This window comes from Kitasatospora sp. SolWspMP-SS2h (genome assembly GCF_003259315.1).
Taxonomy (GTDB): Bacteria; Actinomycetota; Actinomycetes; order Streptomycetales; family Streptomycetaceae; genus Kitasatospora; species Kitasatospora fiedleri.
Genome location: NZ_QLLT01000014.1, coordinates 38461 through 59828, shown reverse-complemented (window position 1 = coordinate 59828; position 21368 = coordinate 38461). Strand labels below are relative to the sequence as shown.

Genomic DNA, 21368 nt, shown 5'->3' with positions numbered 1-21368 from the left:
GCGCTCGGCGGCGCGACCCGGCAGCGAAGGACGAACCCGGTGAGCAGCAAGAACCACGCCACGCTCCGCTACACATCCCTGCGGGCGAGCATCTTCCTGGCCTGCCTGCTGGTCGCGCTGCTCCTGGGCCACTTCAAGGTGATCCCGGTGGTCGGGGCGATGGGCGTGCTGCTGCTGTTCGTGCTGGCCGCGGTCGCCTCCTCGGCGATCAGCTACGTGGTGCTGAGCAGGCAGCGCGACGAGATGTCCGCGCAGATCGCGGAGCGGATCGAGGCGCGCAAGTCCCGGGCGGCGGCGCGGGACTCCGCGGAGGACGCGGCGGACGACGCGGCCCGGGCGGCCGCGTCCGGGCAGGCGCAGGCCGGCTGACCGCGTTGGCGGGCAGCCCGGGCGGCGAGGGCCCGCGGCGGCGCCCGACCGGCCGGGACGTGGCCCGGCTGGCGGGGGTGTCGCAGGCGACCGTCTCGCTGGTGTTCTCCGGCAGCGCCGGGCAGCGGGTCTCGGCGGCGACCAGCGCGCGCATCCGCGCCGCGGCCCGGGAGCTGGGCTACCGCCCGCAGGCCGCCGGTCGCCAACTGCGGCTGGGGCGCAGCGGGATGGTGCTGCTGGCGGTGCCGAACCTGCTGGGGCCGTTCTTCGGCCGGGTGCTGACCGGCGTGCACGAGGAGGCGGCCCGGCACGGCCTGGCGGTGGTGGTCTCCAGCGGCTGGGACGCGGCGACGCTGGCCGAGGCGGCCGCGGCCGGACGGTTCGACGGGCTGCTGGTGTGCTCGCCGGACGACGAGCAGCTGGGCCCGCTGCCCGCGGACACCGCGGCGGTCTTCCTGGACGCCGACCCGGCCGCCCACCCGGGCCGGCCGACCCTGGAGCTGGACCTGGCGGCGGGCATGCGGGCGGCGGTCGACCACCTGGCGGGGCTGGGCCACCGGCGGATCGGCTACCTGCGCTCGGTGCACTCGGCGTACACCTTCCGGGTCCGGCAGGCGGCGTTCGCGGCGGCCTCGGCCCACCTGGAGGTGCGGGAGCTGGCGGTCAGCCTGAACGAGGGCAGCCGGGAGGCGGCCCGGGCGGCCCGGGAGCTGCTGGACGGGCCGGGGCGGCCGCGCGCGGTGGTCTGCGACGACGACGTGGTGGCGTCCGGGCTGTACCGGGCGGCGGCGGAGCTGGGGCTGCGCGTCCCGGACGACCTGTCGGTGGTCGGCATGGACAACATCCCGGTGGCGGAGCTGCTCAGCCCGCCGCTGACCACGGTCGACCTGCCGGGCGAGCGGCTGGGCCGGGCCGGGCTGGCCGCCCTGACGGCCCTGCTGGACGGCGAACTGCCGCCGCCCGTCGAGCCGTTGGCGACCACGCTGGTGGTGCGCGGCTCCACCGCGGCGGCCTGAGCGGGCGGCCGGAACGAGGGTTCCGGCCGGGCGGCTACTGCTCGCCGAGGACCATCCACTTCTCCGGCACCGACATCGGCGCGAAGCCGACCTTGGCGTACACCTCGTGCGCGTCCCGGGTGGCGAGCATCAGGCGGCGCAGGCCGCGGTCGGCGAGCTCGTCGCGGACGGCGGCGGCCAGCGCGGTGCCCAGGCCCCGGCCGCGGGCCCGCGGGTCGATGTACACGTCGCACAGCCAGGCGAAGGTGGCGTGGTCGGTGACCACCCGGGCGTAGCCGACCTGGGTGCCCGAAGCGTCCTCGTACAGGCCGAAGTTGAGCGAGTTCTCGATGGCCCGCTCCTGCTTCTCGCGGGGGCGGCCGAGCGCCCAGTAGGCGTCCTCGGAGAGCCAGCGGTGCACGGCCTCCCGGTCGAGGCGGGCGGGGTCGGTGGAGAGGCTGTGGCCGGGGGGCAGGTCGAAACTCGTCATGGGGCGCATCCAAGCAGGGCCGGGGCGGCGCGGGCGAGCGGTTTGCGGCGGCCCGGACGGGGGCGGGCGAGGCGGCCGGGGTCGGCCCGGCCAGGCCCGGGTCAGGCCCGGGTCAGGTCAGGTCAGGGCGGGGACGGGGGCCGGGGCGGCGGGGCGCAGCCGGGTGCGGGCGGCGAGCAGCAGCAGGCCGCCGAGGGTGATGCCGCCCGCGGAGCACAGGGCGACGGCGTGCAGGGAGGTGTCGACCAGGGCGCCGGAGACCGCGTAGCCGGCCGCGTTGCCGGTGGCGAACAGGGTGACCAGCCAGGCGAACGCCTCGGTGACGGTGCCGGCGGGGGCGAGTTCGGCGACCAGCACGAAGGCGGCGGCCAGCAGCGGGGCCAGGCCCAGGCCGGAGACGAAGGCCAGCGCGGCCATCGGCCACGGGCCGGGCAGGAGCAGCAGCGGCAGGTAGCAGGCGGCCATGCCGAGGGCGAGCACCCAGGTGCGGGTCGCGGTGTCGGCCTTCCAGCGGGCGCCGCCGTAGGCCAGTGCGCCGAGCAGCCCGGCCAGGGCGGCCAGCGCGAGCAGGGTGCCCGCGCCGCCGGGCAGGCCGCCGGGGTGCTGTTCGGCGTACGCGATGAACAGCACGTTCTGCGCGCCGACCGCCCAGCCGGCGCCGGCCAGGCCGAGCAGCAGCAGGACCAGCCCGGGGGAGCGCAGCGGCCCGAGCAGCCCGGCGGAGGCCTCGCGCGGCGGGGCCTGCCAGGCCCGGGCGGGGGCGGAGCCGGCCACCACCAGGGCGCCGAGCAGGCCGAGCACGGCGGCGGTCCAGAGCGCGGCGGTGGGGGAGAGGGCGCCGGCGATCCCGGCCACGGCGAGCGGCCCGGCGACGTACAGCACCTGCTGGGAGGCGGAGTCGAAGGCGTAGGCGGTGTCGAGCTGTTCGGGGGCGACGACGTCCGGCCAGAGCGAGCGCAGGCAGGGTTCGAGCGGGGGCATGCAGAGCCCGGCGACCGCCGCGCCGAGCGGGGCGGCGAGGGCGGAGCCGGGGGCGAGGGCGAGCAGCGCGTAGCCGGTGCCGGCCAGGACGGCGGAGGCGAGCAGGACGCGGGGCTGCCCGGTGAGGTCGACGATCCGGCCGAGGACGGGCCCGCCGACGGCGGCGGCGATCGCGTACGCGGCGGTCGCCAGGCCGATCCGGCCGTACGGGGTGCCGGCCTCGCGCAGGGCGAGCGCGATGACCAGGGCGGTCATGCCGGCGGGGAGCCGGCCGAGCAGGGTGCCGAGCAGCAGCCGGGTGACGTGCGGGGCGCGGAGCAGTGCGGCGTAGCCCATGGGTGTCCTTCCGGCGGCGGGGCGTCGCCTCAAGTTATACGTATAACCAGAGGGGCGTCAAAGCCGCCGGTCGGGCTGACGGCCTGTCAGGGAAGGATGGTTCGGGAACGACCTCAAACAAGTACTTTGAACATCTCAAAGGTTTGTTGCTAATGTGCCGGTCATGACCACCGCAGACGCCGCGCACCGGGCCGGGACGAGCACCCCGCTCGTGCCGCGCTGCCCGCGTCTGCCCGGCGCCGTGGACGGCCCGCGCCGCTGTCGCTCCGGCGGCTGTATGCGGGCGGCACGCCGCTCCTGACGCGCCCGACACCTCAGCTGTCGGCCACCGGGTCTCCCCGCCCGGCCCCCGCGTCCGCCGTGCCGCCGCCTCCGCCCCCCGCCCCGCCCCACTTCCCCCCGGAGTCGCAGACCCATGTCCACCGCGCCCGCGCCCGAGCCCACCCTGCTGGGACGCCTCCGCCGCACCCCCTTCTGGGTCCAGATCGTCAGCGGCCTCGTCCTCGGCCTGCTGCTCGGCTGGATCGCCCGCGCCGGCGACGTCAGCTGGCTGACCACCACCCTGGACACCATCGGCAAGACCTTCGTCCAGCTGCTCAAGCTGGCCGTCCCGCCGCTGGTCTTCACCGCGATCATCGTCTCGGTCGCCAACCTGCGGAACGTCACCAACGCGGCCCGCCTCGCCGCCCGCACCCTGTTCTGGTTCCTCGCCACCTCGCTGATCGCGGTCGCCGTCGGCCTCGGCCTCGGCCTGCTCACCGACCCCGGCAAGGGCGCGAACCTCTCCACCCAGGGCCTCAAGGGCGTGGAGAAGGGCGGCACCTGGATCGACTTCCTGACCGGCATCATCCCGACCAACATCGCCGACGCCTTCCTGAAGGTGAACGTCCTCCAGATCGTCTTCCTCGGCGTGGTCGTCGGCGCGGCCGTCCTCAAGCTCGGCGACAGGGCCGAGCCGGTCCGCAAGCTCTCCGAGTCCGTCCTCGAACTCGTCCAGACCGCCCTGTGGTGGGTCATCCGGCTCGCCCCGCTCGGCACCCTCGGCCTGATCGGCAAGTCCGTCGCCGTCTACGGCTGGGACCTGCTCAAGCCCTTCTCCACCCTCACCATCGACGTCTACGCCGGCTGCGCGATCGTCCTGTTCGGCGTCTACTCGCTGCTGCTGCGCTTCGTCGGCGGCCTCAACCCGCTGAACTTCTTCAAGGGCGCCTGGCCCGCGATCCAGCTGGCCTTCGTCTCCCGCTCCTCGGTCGGCACCCTGCCGGTCACCCGCCGGGTCACCGAGCGCCTCGGCGTCCCGTCCGAGTACGCCTCCTTCGCGGTGCCGTTCGGCGCCACCACCAAGATGGACGGCTGCGCCGCGATCTACCCGTCGCTCGCCGCGATCTTCGTCGCCCAGGTGTACGGCATCGACCTCGGCATCAAGGACTACCTGCTGATCGCCTTCGTCTCGGTGATCGGCTCCGCGGCCACCGCCGGCCTCACCGGCGCGATCGTGATGCTCACCCTGACCCTCTCCACCCTGGGCCTCCCGCTGGAGGGCGTCGGCCTGCTGCTGGCGATCGACCCGATCCTCGACATGATGCGCACCGCCACCAACGTGGCCGGTCAGGTCGTCGTCCCGATCCTGGTCTCCGCCCGCGAGAAGACCCTCGACCTCACCGCCTACAACACCCCCACCGGCGACCTGCTCGCCGCCGACCGCCCGGCCACCGCCCCGGCCCGGACCGTCGACGAGCCCGTCGCCGCCTGACCCGCGACCGTCCCGCGACCGGTACCTGACCGGCCCGCGACCGGACCGGCACGAAGGCCCGCACCCCCCGGGGTGCGGGCCTTCGCTCATTGGAGTGAGACCGCTTGGGGCGGGCCGGGGCGGTCGGTAGCGTGGAGCCGACGAAGGAGGGGCGATGAGCGCGCTGCCCAGCGAGCGGTCGTACGACGCCGTCGATCCGGAGCAGGCCCTGAAGTACGCGATCCGGCACTATGCCGGCGACCGCGTTCAGATCGTGGAAGGGGTCATCGAGCCGATGGCGCCGCAGTGGGACCACGAGACATTGGCAGACGATCTTCGCTACCAACTCTTCGGCAAGGTCCGTGAGCTGGGCTGTGTGATGGGCTCCGGCGACCTCGACCTGCCGGGATCGAGCAACTGGTACATCCCCGACATCGCGGTCGTTCCGCGCCCTCTCGCCAAGGGGGGTCGTGCCCTGCTGCCCGATCAGACGCTGCTCGTGGTCGAGGTGACGTCGGACTCGACCGGCGACACCGACCGGGTGGTGAAGCGGCGCCGGTGCGCCGAGTACGGGGCGCCGCTCTACCTGCTGATCGACCGTCGGGACCGGGCGTGCACGCTGTTCTCGGAGCCGGGCGCGCTCGGGTACACCCGGGCGGTGGGGCCGCTGCCGTTCGGGGAGCCGGTCGAACTGCCGGAGCCGTTCGGGCTGCGGGTGGACACGTCCGGCTTCTGAGCGCCGGCGCCGTCAGCGGCGGGCGTGGCGGATCTCGGGGCGGCCGAAGCCCGGGGTGCCGGTGACGCGGACGGTGGGGCCGGGGGTGGCGGCGGGGGTGCGCAGCTGGTCCGGGCCGCCGTAGTGGGAGTGCGGTGGGGAGGGCTTTTTTCTGGACGAGTGTCTGGTTATTCTGGACACCTGTCCAGGAGTGGGGAGTGGCCATGACGGTCGCGGCGGCGGTGCTGGTGGGGGCGGTGGCCCTGTTGCACGGGTACATCCTGGTGCTGGAGATGTTCCTGTGGGAGCGGGCGCCGGGGCGGTCGCTGTCCGGGTTCGACCCGGAGTTGGCCCGGCGGACGGCCCCGTTGGCGGCCAACCAGGGCCTGTACAACGGGTTCCTGGCGGCGGGCCTGGTCTGGGGCCTGCTGGCGGACGACCCGACCGGCTTCCGGGTGCGGGTCTTCTTCCTGGTCTGCGTGGTGGTGGCGGGCGGGTACGGCGGCCTGACGGCCAACTGGCGGATCCTGTGGGCCCAGGCCCTGCCCGGCGCGGTGGCGCTGGCCGCGGTGCTGGTGGCGGGGTGAGCGCGCAGGGCGACCCGCGGGCGGAACGGACCAGGGCGAAGCTGCGGGCCGCGCTACTGGCGGAGTGCGCGGACCGTCCGCTGGCGGAGCTGGCGGTGGCGGCGGTGGCCCGCCGGGCGGGGGTCGGCCGGGCGACGTTCTACCTGCACTACCCCGACCTGTCGGCGCTGGCCGTGGACGCCTGCGCGGGAGTGGTCCGGGACGCGGTGGACGCGCTGCACGCCTGGCGGGGCGTCGCGGACCCGGCGGCCCCGCCGTCCGCGCTGGTGGAGTTCTTCGACCGGGCGGACGCCCACCGCGGCCTCTACCGGGAACTGCTGGCCCCGGGCGGCGGCGGCCCGCTCGGCCCGGTGCTCCACCACGAACTGCGGGAACGCAGCCGGACGGAACGGGAACTGGCCGGCGCACCGGACGCCCCGCTGGTCGCCGCCGCGGTGGCGGGCACCTTCACCGGCGTGCTGGCGGACTGGCTGCACGGCCTGGTCGCCGAACCCCCGGCCACCGTCGCGGGACGGGTGTGGCGGCTGCTGATCGGCCTGCACCGCACACCGCTGGGGTGACGGCGGCGGTCGTACGACGGGTGGGGGCGGCGGCGGACGGGTACGGGGGTGGCGTCCGATGCCGCTGTCGGCCCGGCTCGTGTCGTCGGCTCGGCTCGCCCTGTCGGTCCGGCTCGCGGCGGCGTCGCGCGGCGGGCCGGGCGGCGTCAGGTCCGGCGGGACCAGCGTTGGGCGAGCACGGTGCAGACCATGAGCTGGAGCTGGTGGAAGAGCATCAGCGGGAGCACCGTCAGCCCGACCGCGGAGGCCGGGAACAGGATGGTGGCCAGGGGGAGGCCGTTGGCCAGGGACTTCTTGGAGCCGCAGAACTGGATGGTGATGCCGTCCGGGCGGGAGAAGCCGAGGCGGCGGGAGGCCAGGCGGGTGAAGGCGAGGACGGTGAGGAGGAGGGCCAGGGAGATCGCGGCCAGCCAGAGCAGCTGTCCGGCGGTGACCCGGCTCCAGATGCCCTCGCGGACGCCCTCGCTGAAGGCGCTGTAGACGATCAGCAGGATCGAGCCGCGGTCCACCACCGTGGTGACCAGCCGGTGCCGGGCGATCCACGGGCCGACCCGGCGGCGCAGCAGTTGGCCGAGGGCGAACGGGACGAGCAGTTGCAGGACGATGTCGAGCACCTGGCCGCCGTCCACGGTGACGCCGGAGCCGCCGGCGAGCAGCCAGGCGGCCAGCAGCGGGGTGAGCACGATGCCGAGCAGGCTGGAGAAGGTGGCGGCGCAGATCGCGGCCGCGACGTTGCCGCCGGCGACCGAGGTGAACGCGATCGAGGACTGCACGGTGGACGGCAGCAGGGTGAGGAAGAGCACGCCGGTGAACAGCTGCGGCGGCAGCACCGCGTCCGGCAGCAGCCGGGTGGCCTCGCCGAGCAGCGGGAACAGGACGAAGGTGCAGCCCAGGATCAGCAGGTGCAGCCGCCAGTGCCGGGCCCCGGCCAGGGCCTCCTGCGGGGAGAGCCGGGCGCCGTACAGGAAGAACAGCAGGGCGACGGCGAGCGAGACCCCGTGGGTGACGGCGGTGGCGGCGGCGCCCCGGGCGGGCAGCAGGGTGGCCAGCAGGACGTTGCCGAGCAGCAGCAGGAGGTAGGTGTCGATGCCGATCCGGCCGAGTGAGCGGTCGAGGGCGCGGCGGGCGGATCGGAGGCGGTACATGCACCGATGATCCCCCGGCGGCGGTCGGCGGCTCCGGGCGGGTCCGCTCCGGGCGGGGGGCCGAAACGGCCGGGGCCGGGTCCGGGCGGGGGGCCGAAACGGGCACGGGGGGAGGAATTCGGGCGGAATGGGGAAATGCGGGGGAAGTGCGAAAAGGCAGGAGGCCCGCCGGCAGCGGGCCTCCTTGGGAACTACTACTCGTACGGACCCGAGGGGCCGTGAGCGATCAATTGGGAGATCCCGTCTCAGACGGGGGTGACGTTCTCCGCCTGCGGGCCCTTGGGGCCCTGGGTGACGTCGAAGTTGACCGCCTGGTTCTCCTCCAGCGAGCGGAAACCGCTCGCGTTGATGGCGGAGTAGTGGACGAAGACGTCGGGGCCGCCGCCCTCCTGGGCGATGAAGCCGAAGCCCTTCTCGGCGTTGAACCACTTGACGGTTCCGGTCGCCATACCGTTCTCCTTGCGAGGGACGTTGTGGACACCACACCTTGTGGCGCCCGGGTCCGCTGCGCTGATCGCCCCGCCTCCGGACGAGTCCGGAGTTTTTCGCACAGGCTTCAATCGAACTCAATTGACGCCTGATACTGCTGAAAAATTACAAAAAGCCTGCGGTTACATGCTCCGCAGGCTCCAAGTACTGCAAGGGGAATCAAACTGCAACTGAGGGGAACGGTAGCACGCGGTGGCTGCCCCGACCAGGGGTGAACAGCGGTGTCGGGCGGTGTGTCGGACACCGGGTGCGAACCGTCCCAATCAGCGGGCATACCCTGCCGGGAGGGCACCAACCGCAAGGGAGCACACGGTGAGCAGTAGGGATGCCGAACGGCCGGAGACCGCGGTCAGGCCGCGGGTCGGGCATATCCAGTTCCTCAACTGTCTTCCCCTCTACTGGGGTCTCGCGCGCACGGGCAACCTGCTCGATCTCGACCTGAGCAAGGACACCCCGGAGAAGCTGAGCGACCGGCTGGTGGCCGGCGCCCTCGACATCGGCCCGATCACCTGCGTGGAGTACCTGCGCAACGCCGACCGGCTGGTGGTGCTGCCGGACATCGCGGTGGGCAGCGACGGCCCGGTGATGTCCTGCGTGATCGTCAGCAAGGTCCCGCTGGCCGAGCTGGACGGCCGCCGGGTCGCGCTCGGCTCCACCAGCCGTACCTCGGTGCGGCTGGCCCGGCTGCTGCTGGAGGAGCGCGAGGGGGTGCGCCCCGAGTACTTCTCCTGCCCGCCCGACCTGGACGCGATGCTGGCCGACGCCGACGCCGCCGTCCTGATCGGCGACCCCGCGCTGCGCGCCTCGCTGGAGCAGGCCCCCCGGCAGGGGCTGGCCGTGCACGACCTCGGCGCGATGTGGAAGGAGTGGACCGGCCTGCCGTTCGTCTTCGCGGTCTGGGCCGCCCGCCGCGAGTACGCCGAGCGGCACCCCGCGCTGACCGCCGCCGTCCACCGGGCCTTCCTGGAGTCCCGCGACCTCTCGCTGGCCGAGGCCGGCAAGGTCGCCGAGCAGGCCGCCCGCTGGGAGGAGTTCGACGCCCCGCTGCTGGAGACCTACTTCTCCGAGGCGCTCGACTTCTCGCTCGGCGAGCGCCAGCTGGCCGGCATCGCCGAGTTCGCCCGCCGGGTCGCCGCCGACAGCGGCTTCGCCCCCGACGTGCCGATCCGGCTGCTGGAGGCCGCGCCCGCGGTGGCCTGAGCCGTCGCTGCCCGGGCCGCGGCCGGGCGGTTCGGCGTCCGTGGCCCGAGCCGCCGTGGCCCGAGCCGTTGTGGCCCGGGCCGCCGCCGGGCGGTTCGGCGTTCCCGGCCGGCGGCCGTCCTGGGATGATCGGACGGCCGGGCCGGGCGCCGCCCCGGCGGCGTGAGGGGGACGGGCATGGAACTGCTGACGGCGGACGACCCGACGGCGATCGGCGACTACCGGCTGCTGCGCCGGCTCGGCGCCGGCGGCATGGGCCGGGTCTACCTGGGCCGGACCGCGGGCGGGCGGACCGTCGCGGTCAAGGTGGTGCGCCCCGAACTGGCCGACGACCCCGAGTTCCGGGCCAGGTTCCGCCAGGAGGTCTCGGCCGCCCGCCGGGTCGGCGGGCGCTGGACCGCCCCGGTGCTGGACGCCGACACCGAGGGCCCCCGCCCCTGGCTCGCCACCGGCTACGTGGCCGGCCCCGCGCTCGGCGAGGCCGTCCGCACGGCCGGCCCGCTGCCCGTCCCCTCGGTGCACGCGCTCGGCGTCCGGCTCGCCGAGGCCCTGGAGCAGGTGCACGCCCTCGGCCTGGTGCACCGGGACGTCAAGCCGTCCAACGTGCTGCTCACCCTGGACGGGCCCCGGCTGATCGACTTCGGGGTGACCCGCGCGCTGGACGCCGCCTCCGCCGTCACCCACAGCGGCTACGTGGTCGGCTCGCCCGGCTTCATGTCGCCCGAACAGGCCGCCGGCGCGCCCACCGGGCCGCCCGCCGACGTCTTCTCGCTCGGCGCCCTGCTGGCCTTCGCCGCCACCGGCACCGCCCCGTTCGGCGAGGGCGTCAGCGCCGCCGTCCTGCTCTACCGGGTGCTCCACGAGGAGCCGGAACTCGGCGGCCTGGACGGCGGGTTGCGCGCGGTCGTGACCGCCTGCCTGGCCAAGGACCCGGCGCTGCGCCCCACCCCCGCCGCGCTGCGGGCCCGGCTCGCCTCCGCCGCGGCCGGCCCCGAGGGCTGGCTGCCCGGCCCGCTGGCCGCCGCGGTCGGCCGGGCCGCGGTCGAACTCCTCGACCTGGAGGGCGACAGCGGCCGGACCGGCGCGGTGGCCGTCGACCGGATGCCCACCGTGCTCGACGGCGGACGGCGCCCGTCCGGGGCGGCCCCGGGACCCGGGCGGGACCGGACGCGGGACCGGGGCCCGGCGGAGGGGCGCACGCGGCGCCGGGCGCGGTGGGCGGCGCCGGTGGCGGTCGCGGTGCTGGCCGCCGCGGCTTACGGCGGGCTGGCCGCCGGCGACCGCCTGCCCTGGTCGTCGGCCGACCCCGGCGGCAGCCCCTCGCCCGGGCAGGACGCCGCCACCGGGACGGCGGGCGGCGGCACTCCCCGCGCGAGCGGCGGCGGGACGCCCCGGGCCGGCACGGGCCCGAGCGGCAGCGGCACGGCGGGCCCGGGCACCGCCGCGAGCACGAGCGCGGACGCGAGTGCGAGCGCGAGCGGGACGGGGCCGCCGGCCCCGGGCGGCGGCGCGGCGCTGCCCGACGCGTTCCTCGGCACCTTCAAGGGCACCATCACCACCAAGATCGTCCCGCTGCCGTCCACCTTCACCGTGACCTTCACCGCGGGCCGGGTCGGCCAGGACGTCGGGCGCACCGGCAACGCCTCCGCGTTCGACAGCACCGTCTGCCGGGGCGTGCTCACCCTGCTCTCCGCCACCGACCGCGAGGTGCTGCTCCAGGAGCGCCCGGACGGCAACGACAGCGCCTGCACCGGCGTGCCCGAGAAGCAGCGCTACACCCTGCTCGACGGCGGCGGACTGCACCTGGCGGTCAGCGGGGCGCAGCTCGGCACCGATCCGGAGGGCGACCTGGCCAAGCAGTGACGGGCCCGCGGCGGCGCGGGAAGAGGGCTGCGGCGGCGGCGAAATGCGCTGGCGTAGGCTGGGCGGGTCCGCCCCTCCGACGCAGAAAGCAGGCCCGCCAGGTGTCCGAGCAGAACCTTTCCGCCACCCAGTTGCAGGCCGTGCTGGACCGAGCGGCCGAGGGCGGCCGGATCACCGCCGAGGAGGCGCTGGAGCTGTACCGCTCGGCCCCGCTGCACGCGCTCGGCACGGCGGCCGACGCGGTGCGCCGGCGGCGGTACGCGGGCGTCGAGCACATCGCCACGTACATCATCGAGCGGAACATCAACTACACCAACGTCTGCGTGACGGCGTGCAAGTTCTGCGCGTTCTACGTGCCGCCGAAGAGCGACAAGGGCTGGTCGCGGGACCTGGACGAGATCCTGCGCCGCTGCGCGGAGACGGTCGAGCTCGGCGGCACCCAGATCATGTTCCAGGGCGGGCACCACCCCGACTACGGCGTCGAGTACTACGAGCGGAACTTCGCCGCGATCAAGGCGGCCTTCCCGCAGCTGGTGATCCACTCGCTGGGCGCCTCCGAGGTCGAGCACATGGCGAAGCTCTCCGGCGTCACGGTCGAGGAGGCGATCACCCGCATCCACGCGGCCGGCCTGGACTCGTTCGCGGGCGCCGGCGCCGAACTGCTGCCCGAGCGGCCGCGCAAGGCGATCGCGCCGCTCAAGGAGTCCGGCGAGCGCTGGCTGGAGATCATGGAGACCGCGCACCGCCTGGGCGTCGAGTCCACCTCCACCATGCTGATGGGCACCGGCGAGACCAACGCCGAGCGGATCGAGCACCTGCGGATGATCCGCGACGTGCAGGACCGTACCGGCGGCTTCCGGGCGTTCATCCCCTACACCTACCAGCCGCAGAACAACCACCTGAAGGGCTCGACCCAGGCCACGGTCTTCGAGTACCTGCGGATGATCGCCGTCGCGCGGCTCTTCCTCGACAACGTCGCCCACATCCAGGGCTCCTGGCTCACCACCGGCAAGGAGGCCGGCCAGCTGTCGCTGCACTACGGGGCGGACGACCTCGGCTCGGTCATGCTGGAGGAGAACGTGGTCTCCGCGGCCGGCGCCAAGCACCGCTCCAACCTGCACGAGCTGATCCACCTGATCCGCACCGCCGGCCGGGTGCCCGCCCAGCGCTCCACCACCTACGAGCACCTGCGGGTCCTGGACGACCCGGCCAACGACCCGGTCGACCCGCGGGTCGCCTCGCACATCGCCTCCACCGCGATCGAGGGCGGCACCGCGCACCCCGAACTGACCATCCTGGCGACGAACTGACGCCCCCGGTCCGATGCTGACGCTGCACCGGGCGGAGCTGCTGTACCCGGGGGACGGGGCCTCCGTCGCGCCCGCTGACTCCGCCGGACCGTCCGCCGCCGGACCGTCCGCCGCCGGTGCGGTGCTGGTCGACGGGGCGGTGCTGGTGGACGGGGCGGCCGTCGCCGCGATCGGCCCGTTCGCGGAGCTGGCGGCCGGGAGCCCGGCCCGGGTCCGCGAGTGGCCCGGGGTGCTGGTGCCCGGGCTGCTCAACCGGCACGGGGCGTGGCTGCTGGAGGGCGTCTACCACCCCGACCCCCGGGAGGGGATCGGCGAGCAGCCGCTGCCGCTCGCCGACGGCCTGACGGACGGCCAGTGGGGCGGCAGCGCCCGGCGCGGGCTGCAACGGCTGCTCGGCCACGGCGTGACGGCGCTGACCGGACCGTTCGCCCGGGCCGCGGTCCGCACGGCGGTCGGCCGCTCCGGCCTGCGCACCGCCCCGGGCGCCCCCGGCACCGCCACCGCCCCGGGGCCGCTCGACCCGCTCGCCGCCGGCCCGTTGGCCGCCGCCCCGCACCGGCCCCTGACGGTCGGCGGGGCGGCGGACTTCGCCGTGTTCGCGGTCCGGACGGTCGAGGAACTGGACGGCGGCGGGGCGGTCTGCCTGGCCACCGTCCTGGACGGCCGGCTGCTCCACCGGCGGCGGTGACTCGGGCGGCGGCTTGGACGGCAGCGGCGGCGGCAGCGGCGGTGGCGGCCGGACCCCGGGCGGGGCCCGGCCGGTTCGTTTCCGAAGCACCCGGGCTTTTCTGACTGGCCGTGACCTGGGCGGGCCTTTGCGGTTACCATCCGGTCAGACCTCCACCCGAGCCAGGAACAGGACGTATGCGCGCCGCGACCCCCGAACGTCTTCGGACCAGACCGGCTCGGGGCTGGTACGTCGGGGCCGTGCTGAGCGCCGTGGTCGCCCTCGCGATGTGCCTGCTGGGCTGGCGGCAGGCCGACCAGGCGGACCGGATCGACGCGCACCCGGTGCGGGTCGAGGGGACGGTCACCCAACTGCCGGGCGGCAGCGGGACGTACAGCCAGGTCGCCTACCCGGTGGACGGGCGGCGGCTGACCGCCGCGGACCTGTGGCTGCCGGCCGACGCCAAGGTCGGCGCACCGATCTGCCTGGAGCGGGCGGCGGACGACGCCTCCGCGGTGCGGGTGTGCGGGAAGACCTACCCGCAGCCGGTGGGCGTCGGGCTGGCCCAGACCAGCGTGCCGGCGGCGGTGCTGCTGTGCGCGCTGTGCCTGTGGCGGATCTGGCGCTTCCGCCGCCACCAGGCGGGCGAGGAACGGGCCCGGGCCGCCTTCACGGTGGCGTTCGCCGCCGAGGGGATGCCCGCGCTGACGCAGGGCAAGCGCTCCCGGCGCCGCCGCAAGGGGGGCCGCCGCGCCCTGCGGTGAGCCCTGGTGGCGGTCCGCGTCACGGCAAGGTGAACAATGGGCGGGTGACCCGAGCCCATCTGGACAAGCAGCCGCAGGACGTCGCCGCCATGTTCGACGACGTCGCGGCCAAGTACGACCGCACCAACGACGTGCTCTCGCTGGGCCAGGCCCGGCTCTGGCGCCGGGCGGTGGCCGACGCGGTGGGCGCCGTCGCGGGCCAGCGCATCCTGGACCTCGGTGCGGGCACCGGCACGTCCTCGCTGCCGTTCCTGGAGGCGGGCGCCGACGTGGTGCCGTGCGACTTCTCGATCGGCATGCTGAGCGAGGGCAAGAGCCGCCACCCCGAACTCGCGCTGACCGCCGGGGACGCGACCCGGCTGCCGTTCGCCGACGAGTCCTTCGACGCGGTGACGATCTCCTTCGCGCTGCGCAACGTGCAGGACCGCGAGACGGCGGTGCGCGAGATGCTGCGGGTGACCAAGCCCGGCGGGAAGCTGGTGATCTGCGAGTTCTCCACGCCGACCTGGACGCCGCTGCGCACCGTCTACACCGAGTACCTGATGCGGGCGCTGCCGCCGGTGGCCACCCGGGTGTCCTCCAACCCGGAGGCGTACGTGTACCTCGCGGAGTCGATCCGGGCCTGGCCGGACCAGCCCGCGCTCTCCGCCGAACTCCAGCGGGCGGGCTGGACGAAGGTGGCGTGGCGCAACCTGACCGGCGGCATCGTCGCCCTCCACCGCGGCTTCAAGGCCCCGTAGACTGCGAGGGTTCGGCACCCCGTCCGCCGGAAATGCGCTGACGGGGCGTCGGCCCCGACTCCGTGCCCCCCGACGCGCTCAGGAGAGAGCCCCGTATGACCGAGACCGCCGTCGAGTCCACCGCCGACGTCATCGTGGTCGGCGCCGGTCCGGCCGGCTCCAGCACCGCCTACTGGCTGGCCCAGGCGGGCCTGGACGTGCTGCTGCTGGAGAAGACCGAGTTCCCGCGCGAGAAGGTGTGCGGGGACGGCCTGACCCCGCGGGCCGTCAAGCAGCTGGTCGACATGGGCATCGACGTGTCCACCGAGAACGGCTGGCTCCAGAACAAGGGCCTGCGGATCATCGGCGGCGGCGTCCGGCTGGAGCTGGACTGGCCGGAGCTGGCCTCCTTCCCCGACTACGGGCTGGTGCGCAAGCGCGCCGACTTCGACGAACTGCTGGCCCGGCAGGCGCAGAAGGCCGGCGCCCGGCTGTACGAGAACTGCAACGTCAGCGGCCCGGTCCAGGACCGCACCGGGCGGATCACCGGCGTCACCGCCAAGATCGGGCCGGACAAGCGCGAGGTCGAGTTCCACGCGCCGCTGGTGGTGGCCGCGGACGGCAACTCGACCCGGCTGTCGCTGGCCATGGGCCTGCACCGGATCGAGTCCCGGCCGATGGGCGTCGCCTACCGGACGTACTTCACCTCGCCCCGGCACGACGACGACTACCTGGAGTCCTGGCTGGAGCTGTGGGACACCCGCGGCGGCCAGAAGAAGCTGCTCCCCGGCTACGGCTGGATCTTCGGCATGGGCGACGGCACCTCCAACGTCGGCCTGGGCATCCTCAACTCCTCGCCCGCCTTCGGCGACCTGAACTGGCGCGAGGTGCTCAAGAGCTGGTGCGCCGGCATGCCCGAGGAGTGGGGCTACACCCCGGAGAACATGACCGAGCCGATCCGCGGCGCGGCCCTGCCGATGGCCTTCAACCGGCAGCCGCACTACACCCGCGGCCTGCTGCTGGTCGGCGACGCGGGCGGCCTGGTCAACCCGTTCAACGGCGAGGGCATCGCCTATGCGATGGAATCCGGCCAACTCGCCGCGGGCGTCATCGTCCAGGCCATGGCCCGGATCACCCCCGAGGGCCGGGAACGCGCCCTGGCCCGCTACCCGCAGGTGCTCAAGGACACCTACGGCGGCTACTACACCCTCGGCCGCGCCTTCGTGAAGCTGATCGGCAACGACCGGGTGATGCGGATCGCCGCCGAACGCGGCCTCACCCACCCCGTCCTGATGAAGTTCGTCCTCAAGCTCCTCGCCAACCTCACCGACCCGAGCGGCGGCGACGCCGCGGACCGGATCATCAACGGCCTGACCAAGGTGGCCCCGCGCGCCTGAGCTGTCCCACGGGTCGGTCCGGGGCGTTACGACCGGGCCGACCCTTTCTCGGGCTACGTAGAAGCGTTCGGTGCCGACTGATTGTGCTCGGGCGGTTCGGAGTCCCACCAGCTTGCGCAGTTCCGGATAGAACTTGTGCACCGGCCCTTGTCGGTAAAGGGGCTTGGCCAGTTCGTCCATGACGTACATGACGGCGTCGCGTTCCCGGTGGGCCACCGACAGATCGACCTGTAGTACTTCAGGCCGGTACAAGACCAGGGGAACCCACTCGTCGGGCCATCTGGGCCATTCCGGAAACGTCGCCAGCCCCCTGCCGCGAACCAGGGTGCACACCCTGTGCAGACGCTCGATCCGGAGACGGTCACGGCCCTCCAGCGAGCGGATGTGCTTGTTTCGGACGAGTGTCGCGCCCCCGTGGCGGTCTGCTCGTCCCTCCAGGGCGTCGAGCGTGTCGTTCCTGATGTAGATGACCAAGGCTTCCTCCACTGCAGCTAAATGGCCTCAGCCTGATGCCCGAACACCGGTGGTTCGTTCGCCGGGTCTCGCAGTTCTGGGGAGAGGTGGGCGGGAGGTGTGGTAGGACCGTCGGGCAAAGTGGCTTGTCCGTCGCCCCCTGCGTGCGGGACAGTGGCGGTTCTGTCCCGTCCGATGCCGCACGGGCCCCCGTCGACCCTTCCGGGAGCCGTGCCGTGGCCGTCGTGTCGATCGAACCCGTCCGTCCGCGGTTCGCGCGGGACCTGCCGCTGGTGGCGGTGGCGGTGGTGTGGGGGTCCAGCTTCCTGGTGGTGAAGCGGGTGGCCGGGCCGGAGACGGTGGTGGCGGTGCTGGTGCTGCGGTTCGGGCTGGTGCTGCCGGTGCTGGGGGCGGTGGCGTGGCGGCGGCTGCGCGGGCTGTCGGCGGCGCAGTGGGCCGGCGGGGCGCTGCTGGGGGTGGTGCTGGGGGCGGTGTTCCTGCTGGAGACGTACGGGGCGGTGCACACCTCGGCGACCAACGCGGGGTTGGTGATCAGTCTGACGATGGTGTTCACGCCGCTGGCGGAGGCGGCGCTGCGGCGCAGCGCGCCGTCGGGGGCGTTCCTGGCGGCGGCGGCCCTGTCGGTGCTGGGGGTGGCGCTGCTGACCGGGGACGGCGGGCTGCGGGCGCCGTCGGCGGGCGACCTGCTGGTGCTGGGGGCGGCGGGGGCGCGGACGGTGAACGTGCTGGCGACGGCCCGGCTGCGGGCGGTGCGCGGGGTGGACGCGCTGGCCCTGACCTGGGTCCAACTGGCCTTCGCCACAGCGGTGTTCGTGCTGGCGTCGCCGTTCGCCGGCCCGTCGCCGCTGAGCGTGGCGGGGTCCCTGGACGCGGCCCGCTGGGGTCTGCTGCTGTACCTGTCGCTGCTGTGCACGCTGTTCGCGTTCTTCGTGCAGCTGTGGGCGGTGCGGGCGACCTCGCCGTCCCGGGTGAGCCTGCTGCTGGGCACCGAGCCGCTGTGGGCGGCGCTGTGCGGGGTGCTGCTGGCGGGGGACCGGCCGGGGCCGCTCGCGCTGCTGGGGGCGGTGGCGGTGCTGGTGGGCACCGAGTGGGGGCGGCGGCGGGCGCCGGGTGCCCCCGGGAGCTTGTGAACGAAGGGTCAAGCGGCTGCCGCGCCGGGTCCACCGCCAGGGTGAGTCCCCCTATCACGTCAACCGGATCACTCCGAAATTTGCCTTGGCCGCCGCAGAATTGATATAGGGCGTGGCCGAACGGCGGTCGTTTCCCATTGGATTGCGACTGTATGTGGCAAATCGCCCACATCGGGTGGAGCGGTGGTGATCGATCCGCCTTCGCGGGCCTTCGTCTGGTGGCGAAGATCACAAAGATCATCGGGAACTGCGTGTCGCAGATCACAAGCGGACAGGCATAGGATGCGCTCCAACCCGGCTTTGTGAACTGCCTCACATGGAGCCGGATCCCACGAAGTGGATCATCATTTCACCATCGGTGACCTGGTGGTTCCGATCTGCAGTCAAGGACGACTGGACGGAGGGAGCGGGGGCTATGAATGCCTACGCGCCGATCCTCGTACTCGGTGCCATCGCGGCGGCGTTCGCGGTCGGCTCCGTCGTGATGGCCTCGCTCACCGGCCCGAAGCGCTACAACCGGGCCAAGTTGGAGGCGTACGAGTGCGGTATCGAACCGACCCCGCAGCCGGTGGGCGGCGGGCGGTTCCCGATCAAGTACTACCTGACGGCGATGCTCTTCATCGTCTTCGACATCGAGATCGTCTTCCTCTACCCGTGGGCGGTCAGCTTCGACGCCCTGGGGATCTTCGGGCTGGTCGAGATGCTCCTGTTCATCGCCACCGTGTTCGTCGCCTACGCCTACGTCTGGCGCCGCGGCGGCCTGGAGTGGGACTGACCGCCGGCCGCCGGCTGTGAACGGGCGGACAAGCCAACGGACTCGAAGGCATTGAGAGGGAACTGATGGGTATCGAGGAGAAGCTGCCGAGCGGCTTCCTGCTCACCAGCGTGGAGGCCGCCGCGGGCTGGGTGCGGAAGGCTTCGGTCTTCCCGGCGACCTTCGGTCTGGCCTGCTGCGCGATCGAGATGATGACCACCGGCGCGGGCCGCTACGACCTGGCCCGGTTCGGCATGGAGGTCTTCCGGGGCTCGCCCCGGCAGGCCGACCTGATGATCGTGGCGGGCCGGGTGAGCCAGAAGATGGCGCCGGTGCTGCGGCAGGTCTACGACCAGATGCCGAACCCGAAGTGGGTCATCTCGATGGGCGTGTGCGCCTCCTCGGGCGGCATGTTCAACAACTACGCGATCGTCCAGGGCGTCGACCACATCGTCCCGGTGGACATCTACCTGCCGGGCTGCCCGCCCCGCCCGGAGATGCTGCTGGACGCGATCGTCAAGCTGCACGAGAAGATCCAGCACGAGAAGCTCGGCGTGAACCGCCGCCGGGCCGAGGAGGAGGCCGAGCGCCTCGCGCTGCAGGCCGTCCCGACCAGCGAGATGCGGGGGCTGCTGCGATGAGCGACTCCGACAAGCCGGAGCAGGCGCCCGAGGTGCCGGCGACCCGGCGGGAGATCCCGGTCGAGGTGGTCGGCCGCCGGCAGGGCATGTTCGGCGCCCGCGGCACCGGCGACACCTCCGGCTTCGGCGGCCTGGACGCCCCGATCGTGCTGCCCGGCGCCAGCGAGCGCCCCTACGGCGGCTGGTTCGACGAGGTGGCCGACGAGTTCGAGGGCGCGCTGGAGGAGCAGGGCCTCGACGTCGCCGACGTGATCGGGAAGACCATCGTCGACCGCGGCGAACTGACCTTCCACATCGAGCGCGAGCACCTGCTGAAGTCGGTGCGCATCCTGCGCGACGACCCGGCGCTCCGCTTCGAGCTGTGCCTGGGCGTCAGCGGCGTGCACTACCCGCAGGACAAGGGCCGGGAGCTGCACGCCGTCTACCACCTGCGCTCGATCACCCACACCCGGCTGATCCGGCTGGAGGTCACCGCGCCCGACGCGGACCCGCGCCTCCCGTCCGTGGTGAGCGTCTACCCGACCAACGACTGGCACGAGCGGGAGACCTACGACTTCTTCGGCCTGGTCTTCGAGGGCCACCCGGCGCTCACCCGGATCATGATGCCGGACGACTGGCTGGGCCACCCGCAGCGCAAGGACTACCCGCTCGGCGGCATCCCCGTCGAGTACAAGGGCGCCCAGATCCCGGCTCCCGACCAGCGGAGGTCGTACAGCTGATGAGCAGCACCCACTACGAAGCAGGCGCCCGGGAGACCACCGAGGGACGGGTGTTCACCGTCACCGGCGGCGACTGGGGCGAGGTCGCCGAGGCGGTGGCCGGCGCCGACGACGAGCGGATCATCGTCAACATGGGCCCGCAGCACCCGTCCACCCACGGCGTGCTGCGGCTGATCCTGGAGATCGACGGCGAGACGGTCACCGAGGCCCGCTGCGGCATCGGCTACCTGCACACCGGCATCGAGAAGAACATGGAGTTCCGCAACTGGGTGCAGGGCACCACGTTCGTGACGCGGATGGACTACCTCACCCCGCTGTACAACGAGACCGCCTACTGCCTGGCCGTGGAGAAGCTGCTCGGGATCACCGCCGACGTGCCCGAGCGGGCCACCGTGATCCGGGTGCTGATGATGGAGCTCAACCGGATCTCCTCGCACCTGGTGGCGCTGGCCACCGGCGGCATGGAGATCGGCTCCACCACCCTGATGATCTACGGCTTCCGGGACCGCGAGGTCGTCCTGGACATCTTCGAGCTGGTCACCGGCCTGCGGATGAACCACGCCTACGTCCGCCCCGGCGGCCTGGCCCAGGACCTGCCGCCCGGCGCGGTCGACAAGATCCGCGAGGGCGTCAACCTGCTGCGCTCGCGGATGCACGAGTACGACAAGCTGGCCACCGACAACCCGGTGTTCAAGGCCCGGCTGGTCGACGTCGGCTTCCTCGACCTGCCCGGCTGCCTGGCGCTCGGCGCCACCGGCCCGATCCTGCGGGCCACCGGGCTGCCGCACGACCTGCGCAAGTCCGACCCGTACTGCGGCTACGAGACCTACGACTTCGACGTCGCGGTCGCCGACACCGCGGACTCCTACGGGCGGTTCCTGATCCGGCTGGAGGAGATGCGGCAGTCGCTGCGGATCGTCGAGCAGTGCCTGGAGCGGCTGGCCCCCGGGCCGGTCATGGTGGCCGACAAGAAGATCGCCTGGCCGTCCCAGCTGGCCGTCGGCCCCGACGGCATGGGCAACTCGCTGGACCACATCCGGAAGATCATGGGCACCTCGATGGAGGCCCTGATCCACCACTTCAAGCTGGTCACCGAGGGTTTCAAGGTCCCGGTCGGCCAGGCCTACGCCGCGGTGGAGTCGCCCAAGGGCGAACTCGGCGTGCACGTGGTCAGCGACGGCGGCACCCGGCCCTACCGGGTGCACTTCCGCGACCCGTCGTTCACCAACCTGCAGACGATGGCCGCGATGTGCGAGGGCGGCCCGCTGGCCGACGTGATCGTGGCGGTGGCCGGGATCGACCCGGTGATGGGAGGCGTGGACCGGTGAGCA

22 protein-coding genes are annotated in these 21368 nt (G+C 73.5%); 18 read left to right on the top strand and 4 right to left on the bottom strand.

Annotated elements, in window-relative coordinates:
* Positions 1–39: 39 nt before the first annotated feature.
* Both K353_RS36890 and K353_RS18630 read left to right on the top strand, forming a co-directional pair.
* Positions 40–369, top strand: a complete 330-nt coding sequence (locus K353_RS36890) for a DUF4229 domain-containing protein (protein ID WP_111554745.1) — start codon at positions 40–42, stop codon at positions 367–369.
* Between the two features lie 5 nt (positions 370–374).
* Positions 375–1385 (top strand): LacI family DNA-binding transcriptional regulator, encoded by a 1011-nt coding sequence (locus K353_RS18630; RefSeq protein WP_111554744.1) that lies wholly within the window; start codon positions 375–377, stop codon positions 1383–1385.
* Between the two features lie 34 nt (positions 1386–1419).
* Here the strand turns inward: K353_RS18630 and K353_RS18625 are convergent, their stop codons facing one another.
* Positions 1420–1854: a GNAT family N-acetyltransferase gene (locus tag K353_RS18625; RefSeq protein ID WP_111554743.1), complete on the bottom strand. Its 435-nt coding sequence runs from the start codon at positions 1852–1854 to the stop codon at positions 1420–1422.
* A 117-nt stretch (positions 1855–1971) separates the two neighbouring features.
* The gene (locus tag K353_RS35750) at positions 1972–3171 is read right to left on the bottom strand and encodes an MFS transporter (protein ID WP_111554742.1); all 1200 of its coding nucleotides are present in this window, start codon (positions 3169–3171) and stop codon (positions 1972–1974) included.
* A 415-nt stretch (positions 3172–3586) separates the two neighbouring features.
* Here K353_RS35750 and K353_RS18615 point away from each other — a divergent pair, with 415 nt between their 5' ends.
* The 4 genes from K353_RS18615 (at position 3587) to K353_RS18595 (ending at position 6765) form a co-directional block, all read left to right on the top strand.
* Entirely contained in the window at positions 3587–4924 is a 1338-nt protein-coding gene (locus tag K353_RS18615; RefSeq protein ID WP_111554741.1) for a dicarboxylate/amino acid:cation symporter, read from the top strand.
* A 154-nt stretch (positions 4925–5078) separates the two neighbouring features.
* Complete coding sequence (locus K353_RS18605; RefSeq protein ID WP_111554740.1) at positions 5079–5639, top strand: Uma2 family endonuclease; 561 nt, start codon at positions 5079–5081, stop codon at positions 5637–5639.
* A 203-nt stretch (positions 5640–5842) separates the two neighbouring features.
* Positions 5843–6205 (top strand): DUF1304 domain-containing protein, encoded by a 363-nt coding sequence (locus K353_RS18600; protein WP_111554850.1) that lies wholly within the window; start codon positions 5843–5845, stop codon positions 6203–6205.
* A complete protein-coding gene (locus K353_RS18595; RefSeq protein ID WP_111554739.1) occupies positions 6202–6765 on the top strand; it encodes a TetR family transcriptional regulator in 564 nt (187 codons plus the stop codon). The genes K353_RS18600 and K353_RS18595 overlap by 4 nt, the downstream gene beginning before the upstream one ends.
* Before the next feature lie 146 nt (positions 6766–6911).
* On the opposite strand, the gene K353_RS18590 is transcribed toward K353_RS18595, so the two are convergent.
* Positions 6912–7910 carry a bile acid:sodium symporter family protein gene (locus K353_RS18590; protein ID WP_111554738.1) on the bottom strand — a complete coding sequence of 333 codons (999 nt, stop codon included), beginning with the start codon at positions 7908–7910 and terminating at the stop codon, positions 6912–6914.
* 245 nt (positions 7911–8155) lie between these two features.
* Positions 8156–8359 (bottom strand): cold-shock protein, encoded by a 204-nt coding sequence (locus K353_RS18585; protein ID WP_100836743.1) that lies wholly within the window; start codon positions 8357–8359, stop codon positions 8156–8158.
* A gap of 352 nt (positions 8360–8711) precedes the next feature.
* Between K353_RS18585 and K353_RS18580 the strand changes: the two genes are divergently transcribed.
* The 12 genes from K353_RS18580 (at position 8712) to K353_RS18525 (ending at position 21365) form a co-directional block, all read left to right on the top strand.
* A complete protein-coding gene (locus tag K353_RS18580; protein ID WP_100836742.1) occupies positions 8712–9599 on the top strand; it encodes a menaquinone biosynthetic enzyme MqnA/MqnD family protein in 888 nt (295 codons plus the stop codon).
* A 177-nt stretch (positions 9600–9776) separates the two neighbouring features.
* A complete protein-coding gene (locus K353_RS18575; protein WP_111554737.1) occupies positions 9777–11462 on the top strand; it encodes a serine/threonine-protein kinase in 1686 nt (561 codons plus the stop codon).
* A gap of 101 nt (positions 11463–11563) precedes the next feature.
* On the top strand, positions 11564–12772 hold the full coding sequence (mqnC, locus tag K353_RS18570; RefSeq protein ID WP_100836740.1) for a cyclic dehypoxanthinyl futalosine synthase: 1209 nt from the start codon (positions 11564–11566) through the stop codon (positions 12770–12772).
* 13 nt (positions 12773–12785) lie between these two features.
* The gene (locus tag K353_RS18565; RefSeq protein WP_199528162.1) at positions 12786–13460 is read left to right on the top strand and encodes a hypothetical protein; all 675 of its coding nucleotides are present in this window, start codon (positions 12786–12788) and stop codon (positions 13458–13460) included.
* A gap of 176 nt (positions 13461–13636) precedes the next feature.
* Positions 13637–14203: a hypothetical protein gene (locus K353_RS18560; protein WP_146616505.1), complete on the top strand. Its 567-nt coding sequence runs from the start codon at positions 13637–13639 to the stop codon at positions 14201–14203.
* Positions 14204–14247: 44 nt separating this feature from the next.
* Complete coding sequence (locus K353_RS18555; RefSeq protein ID WP_111554735.1) at positions 14248–14943, top strand: demethylmenaquinone methyltransferase; 696 nt, start codon at positions 14248–14250, stop codon at positions 14941–14943.
* Between the two features lie 95 nt (positions 14944–15038).
* A complete protein-coding gene (locus K353_RS18550; RefSeq protein ID WP_111554734.1) occupies positions 15039–16319 on the top strand; it encodes a geranylgeranyl reductase family protein in 1281 nt (426 codons plus the stop codon).
* A gap of 689 nt (positions 16320–17008) precedes the next feature.
* Positions 17009–17923 (top strand): DMT family transporter, encoded by a 915-nt coding sequence (locus K353_RS18545; protein ID WP_111554733.1) that lies wholly within the window; start codon positions 17009–17011, stop codon positions 17921–17923.
* A gap of 415 nt (positions 17924–18338) precedes the next feature.
* Complete coding sequence (locus K353_RS18540; RefSeq protein ID WP_014137597.1) at positions 18339–18698, top strand: NADH-quinone oxidoreductase subunit A; 360 nt, start codon at positions 18339–18341, stop codon at positions 18696–18698.
* 65 nt (positions 18699–18763) lie between these two features.
* The gene (locus K353_RS18535) at positions 18764–19318 is read left to right on the top strand and encodes an NADH-quinone oxidoreductase subunit B family protein (RefSeq protein WP_030459087.1); all 555 of its coding nucleotides are present in this window, start codon (positions 18764–18766) and stop codon (positions 19316–19318) included.
* On the top strand, positions 19315–20037 hold the full coding sequence (locus K353_RS18530; RefSeq protein ID WP_111554732.1) for an NADH-quinone oxidoreductase subunit C: 723 nt from the start codon (positions 19315–19317) through the stop codon (positions 20035–20037). The genes K353_RS18535 and K353_RS18530 overlap by 4 nt, the downstream gene beginning before the upstream one ends.
* On the top strand, positions 20037–21365 hold the full coding sequence (locus K353_RS18525; protein ID WP_100836730.1) for an NADH-quinone oxidoreductase subunit D: 1329 nt from the start codon (positions 20037–20039) through the stop codon (positions 21363–21365). The genes K353_RS18530 and K353_RS18525 overlap by 1 nt, the downstream gene beginning before the upstream one ends.
* The last annotated feature ends 3 nt before the right edge of the window (positions 21366–21368 follow it).

Excerpts from the sequence above, each read along its gene's own strand:
- K353_RS18525 (WP_100836730.1), top strand. The coding sequence starts at position 20,037 with ATGAGCAGCACCCACTACGAAGCAGGCGCCCGGGAGACCACCGAGGGA.
- K353_RS18540 (WP_014137597.1), top strand. The coding sequence starts at position 18,339 with ATGAATGCCTACGCGCCGATCCTCGTACTCGGTGCCATCGCGGCGGCG.
- K353_RS18550 (WP_111554734.1), top strand. The coding sequence starts at position 15,039 with ATGACCGAGACCGCCGTCGAGTCCACCGCCGACGTCATCGTGGTCGGC.
- K353_RS18535 (WP_030459087.1), top strand. The coding sequence starts at position 18,764 with ATGGGTATCGAGGAGAAGCTGCCGAGCGGCTTCCTGCTCACCAGCGTG.
- K353_RS18615 (WP_111554741.1), top strand. The coding sequence starts at position 3,587 with ATGTCCACCGCGCCCGCGCCCGAGCCCACCCTGCTGGGACGCCTCCGC.
- K353_RS18530 (WP_111554732.1), top strand. The coding sequence starts at position 19,315 with ATGAGCGACTCCGACAAGCCGGAGCAGGCGCCCGAGGTGCCGGCGACC.
- K353_RS18625 (WP_111554743.1), bottom strand. The coding sequence starts at position 1,854 with ATGACGAGTTTCGACCTGCCCCCCGGCCACAGCCTCTCCACCGACCCC.
- K353_RS18560 (WP_146616505.1), top strand. The coding sequence starts at position 13,637 with ATGCGCGCCGCGACCCCCGAACGTCTTCGGACCAGACCGGCTCGGGGC.
- K353_RS18600 (WP_111554850.1), top strand. The coding sequence starts at position 5,843 with ATGACGGTCGCGGCGGCGGTGCTGGTGGGGGCGGTGGCCCTGTTGCAC.
- K353_RS35750 (WP_111554742.1), bottom strand. The coding sequence starts at position 3,171 with ATGGGCTACGCCGCACTGCTCCGCGCCCCGCACGTCACCCGGCTGCTG.
- K353_RS18590 (WP_111554738.1), bottom strand. The coding sequence starts at position 7,910 with ATGTACCGCCTCCGATCCGCCCGCCGCGCCCTCGACCGCTCACTCGGC.
- K353_RS18605 (WP_111554740.1), top strand. The coding sequence starts at position 5,079 with ATGAGCGCGCTGCCCAGCGAGCGGTCGTACGACGCCGTCGATCCGGAG.
- K353_RS18585 (WP_100836743.1), bottom strand. The coding sequence starts at position 8,359 with ATGGCGACCGGAACCGTCAAGTGGTTCAACGCCGAGAAGGGCTTCGGC.
- K353_RS18575 (WP_111554737.1), top strand. The coding sequence starts at position 9,777 with ATGGAACTGCTGACGGCGGACGACCCGACGGCGATCGGCGACTACCGG.
- K353_RS18565 (WP_199528162.1), top strand. The coding sequence starts at position 12,786 with ATGCTGACGCTGCACCGGGCGGAGCTGCTGTACCCGGGGGACGGGGCC.